Origin of the sequence: Actinomyces polynesiensis (genome assembly GCF_000820725.1) — a bacterium.
GTDB lineage: Bacteria > Actinomycetota > Actinomycetes > Actinomycetales > Actinomycetaceae > Pauljensenia > Pauljensenia polynesiensis.
This window is the reverse complement of the sequence record NZ_CCXH01000277.1, coordinates 1-4,061: the sequence shown is the minus strand read 5'-3', so window position 1 is coordinate 4,061 and position 4,061 is coordinate 1. Positions and strand designations below refer to the sequence as shown.

Annotated in this window: 3 protein-coding genes; 1 reads left to right on the top strand and 2 read right to left on the bottom strand. The window is 73.8% G+C overall.

The window, feature by feature from the left end:
* Window positions 1-1,070: P-type ATPase actuator domain-containing protein (locus TA90_RS11565; protein ID WP_456236339.1), on the bottom strand; the 1,070-nt coding region annotated here is incomplete at its 3' end.
* Window positions 1,071-1,406: 336 nt separating this feature from the next.
* Here TA90_RS11565 and TA90_RS11560 point away from each other — a divergent pair.
* Window positions 1,407-2,942, top strand: coding sequence for an aldehyde dehydrogenase family protein (locus TA90_RS11560; RefSeq protein WP_052450822.1), 1,536 nt, complete (start codon window positions 1,407-1,409; stop codon window positions 2,940-2,942).
* An 80-nt stretch (window positions 2,943-3,022) separates the two neighbouring features.
* Here TA90_RS11560 and TA90_RS11555 read toward each other — a convergent pair.
* Window positions 3,023-4,061 (bottom strand): HAD family hydrolase (locus TA90_RS11555; protein ID WP_052450821.1); only part of this gene is annotated, 1,039 nt, incomplete at its 5' end.

Genomic DNA, 4,061 nt, shown 5'->3' with positions numbered 1-4,061 from the left:
CTCTGGGCGCGTGAGGTGGAGGACTGGGCCTGCTCGACCAGGCGCCTGATGCCGGCCAGGGCGGTGTCCTCGCCGACCGCGGTCACCTCGACGCGCAGCCCGGAGTCGGTGGCGACGGTCCCGGCCACCACGCGGTCGCCCTCGTGGCGTTCCACCGGACGCGACTCGCCGGTGACGAGTGACTCGTCGACCGCGGCGTGCCCCTGGACGACGCGGCCGTCGGCGGGCACACGCCCGCCGGGGCGGACGACGACGACGTCCGCGGGGTGCAGGTCCGCGGGAGCCACGGTGGTGGTCCCCTCTGCGGTGACGAGCTCGGCGGTGTCGGGGAGCAGGGCCGCCAGGGAGTCGAGGGCGGAGCCGGTCTGTGCCAGCGAGCGCATCTCGAGCCAGTGGCCGAGCAGCATGATGACGACCAGGAGGGCGAGTTCCCACCAGAAGTCGAGGGCGTGGTCGACCAGGTCGAGGCTGGCGGCCCAGGAGGAGAGGAAGGCGACCGTGATCGCCATGGCGACCAGGAGCATCATCCCGGGGCGGCGCGAGCGGAGCTCGCCGACCGCGCCCTGGAGGAACGGGGACCCGCCCCAGACGTACATGACGGTGCCGAGGAGCGGCGCGACCCAGCTCGCCCAGGTGGCGTCGACCAGATCGTGGCCGAGGAGCATGGAGGTGGCCGGGGAGAAGGCGACGACGGGCACGGAGAGGACCAGCATCACCCAGAACAGGCGGCGGAACCGCTCGACGTGATGGGCGTGACCACCGGGTCCCATGTGCATGCCGCCCATGCCACCCATGTCCATACCGGCCATGTCGTGGTGACCCGTGTGGGCGTCCCCGTGAGGATGGTCCATGGGCATGCCGTCCATGTCGGGACGGCCCGTGCGGGCGTCGCTCTCGCCGCCTGCGGTCGTCGTTGCCGCGGCGGGCATGTCGTGGTGGCCTGCGTGCATGTCCATGTGCTCATGGTCCGTGTCCATGTGCATGTCCGCGTGCATGTCGTGCCGCTCCGGTCCGCCCCCGTCGGTGCCCCCGGATGTGTGGTGGTCGGGGTTGCCGGGTGTCTCCGACATCGCGTCCACGTCCTTCCCCTCGATGCGTCGGTCCCGGGGCGGTTGCGTGCCATCCGCGCCCGCCGGGACCGCTGTCCACATTCGACGTTATACCCCTAGGGGGTATTTCGCAACGGCTGGAGTGACCACCGGGCCTTCCGGGGCGGTGGCGTGGACGGTGCACGGCGGCGAGGACGGGGCGACGGGCACCCGGCTCCCGCGACACGGCACGGTGCGGCACGGGAGGCCACGGACGCAGGATCTCCCCGCCGACCCGTCACGGCGCGGGGGGCACGGCGGTGGTGCCCGGTCCGTCGTAGGATTTCACCCACCGGACCGCCGAGCCAGGAGGACGCGATGACGACCCCACCACCGTCCCGACCCGGGACCGGTCCCCTCACCTCCCTGGTCGCAGGGACCCCGATCCCCTTCGGGGGCGACCGCGTGACCACCGTCGATGAGGAGCTCGCCCGCGACTTCCACGAGGGCGACGCCCTCTACGTCGTCCAGGAGACGGGGGCCCTGCTCCACGTTCCCTCCCCGGTGCGCACCGCCGTGCGCGAGCAGGTCGACGCCGCCGTGGGCGCCTTCCGGGCCATGTCCGCGGTGACGGAGGAGCAGGTCGCGCGCTTCTTCCTCGAGTTCGCCGACCGGTTGGAGCAGGAGTGGACCCAGATCCGGACGGCCAATGCCGCCGACGTCGAGCGTGCCAGGGAACTGGGACGGTCCACGACCCGGCTGGCCGTCACCCCTGCGGTGCGCGATGACATGGCCGAGGGGCTGCGTGGATGGGCGGCGCGCCTGCGCCACCCCGGTGCCGCCTCCGGTCCTGAGGTCGCCCGGGTGGAGCACGACGGGTGGTACGTGTCGGTGGTGACGGCTCCGCTCGGGGTCATCGCCTTCGTGTTCGAGGGCCGGCCGAACGTCCTCGCGGACGCCGCCGGCGTCCTGGCCACCGGCAACACAGCTGTGCTGCGCATCGGTGGGGACGCCCTGGGAACCGCGGGCGCGATCCGTGACCTCGCCCTCGCCCCTGCCCTGGTCTCGGCGGGGCTGCCCACCGGCGCGATCTCGATCGTGCCGGTGCGGGACAGGTCCGCGGGATGGGCGCTCTTCAGCGACCCCCGGCTCGCCCTGGCGGTGACCCGTGGGACCGGGAGGGCGGTCATGGAACTCTCCGCCGTCGCCCGCCAGGCCGGCGTTCCCGTCTCCGCACACGGTACGGGCGGCGCGTGGCTCGTGGCCGACTCCTCGGCCGACACCCACCGGTTCGCGGCGGCCGTCCGCCACTCCCTGGACCGCAAGGTCTGCAACACGCTCAACGTGGCGGTGGTCCCCGCCGACCGGGCGGGTGAGCTGGTGCCCGAGCTGCTGCGCGGCGCCGACGCCGCTGCCGCCCGACGGTCCGGCGAGGCGCGGATCCACGTCGAGGAGGGGAGCCGGGAGTGGGTCGACCCCGGGGAGTTCACCCGCACGATCGAGGTGGTGCGCGCCGACGGGACCCACTCCGAGCCGCGCGCCAGCGTCATCCCGGCCGATGGGCTCGCCCACGAGTGGGAGTGGGAGGAGACTCCGGAGTTCTCCCTCGTGGTGGTCGATGACCTGGAGGAGGCGGTCGCCCTCGTCAATCGGTACAGTCCCCACTTCGTCGCCTCCCTCATCGCGGAGGACCCCACGGCGCAGGAACGGTTCCGGCGTGAGGTCGACGCCCCCTTCGTCGGTGACGGGTTCACCCGGTGGGTCGACGGCCAGTACGCCCTGGACCAGCCCGAGCTCGGACTCTCGAACTGGGAGCACGGCAGGCTGCTCGCGCGTGGGGGCGTCCTCACGGGAGCGGACCTGACGACCCGGCGGCTCTTCGCCCACCACGAGGACCCCGGGCAGCACCGCTGAGGCCGGTGCGTGGCGGGTGTACGCACCCTCCGGCGCGGTCAGTGGCAGACGGGGACAGGCAGGCGGCCGACCGTGGGCGGTCAGCGGTCAGTGGCCGGGGGCATCCACGGAGCGGGGCCCCGGCCCGGCTGCACGAGTCCCAGCGCCTCGAAGGCCCGGGCCACCCCGTCACGGTCGACGGGCGTGGTGACGGAGTCGGCCACGGCCCTGACGGGGGCGCAGGCGTTGCCCATGGCCACCGACGTCCCGGCCGCCTCCATCATCGCGAGGTCGTTCTCCGAGTCCCCGAGGGCCACCGTGTCCGCGCGCGGGACGCCGAGCACCTTCGCCGCCAGACGCAGCCCGACGCCCTTGTCCACGCCCAGGGGGACGAGTTCTCCCGTGCGGCCACCGGGTCCGAGGGAGCCGGGGATCACGTGGTGGCGTCCCCGGAAGTGGTCGATGACCGAGGCGACGGTGGCGGGACGGTCGGCGGGGAGGGTGAAGGTGCACTTCGACGCCGTCATGGGCAGGCCCTCGTGCACCCAGGGCGACACCTGTCGCACGTACTCCACCCAAGACGCACCCGGGTGGGGGCCGGAGTCGGGGTCCGTGAACGAACGCAGGAAGCCCGGCGAGGGGTTGAAGGAGTCCGGCGAGGCCCAGACCCAGTCCGCGCCGAGGGACTCGAGCTCCGCGCTGACCTCCTCGATGGCCGCGCGGCCGAGGCGGATGTCGCTGTGGACCGTCGCGCCCACCCGGACGTACCCACCACCCGCGGCCACGATGCCGGCCACGCCCAGGTCGAACAGCCAGGGATAGACCTCGGGCAGGGAACGCCCGGTGCACAGCATGAGGACGTGTCCGGCACCCAGCGCGCGTCGGCAGGCCCAGCGGGCGCTGTCGGGCATGCGCTGGTCGCGGTCGATGAGCGTGCCGTCGATGTCGAGGAGGATGAGACGCCGCCGCCCTCCGCGCGTGGGGCGCGCGGCCCGGCGGGGGAGGGAGCAGGGTGGCTCGGGAGGGACCGGGCCGGGCACGTTCCGTCCGGGCGCGACCGGGCCGGACGCAGGGGAGTCCCCCCGTGCGCCGTCGCCGGTGGTCGGGCTCCTCACGGGGACAGTCTCCCACGTGGCCCAC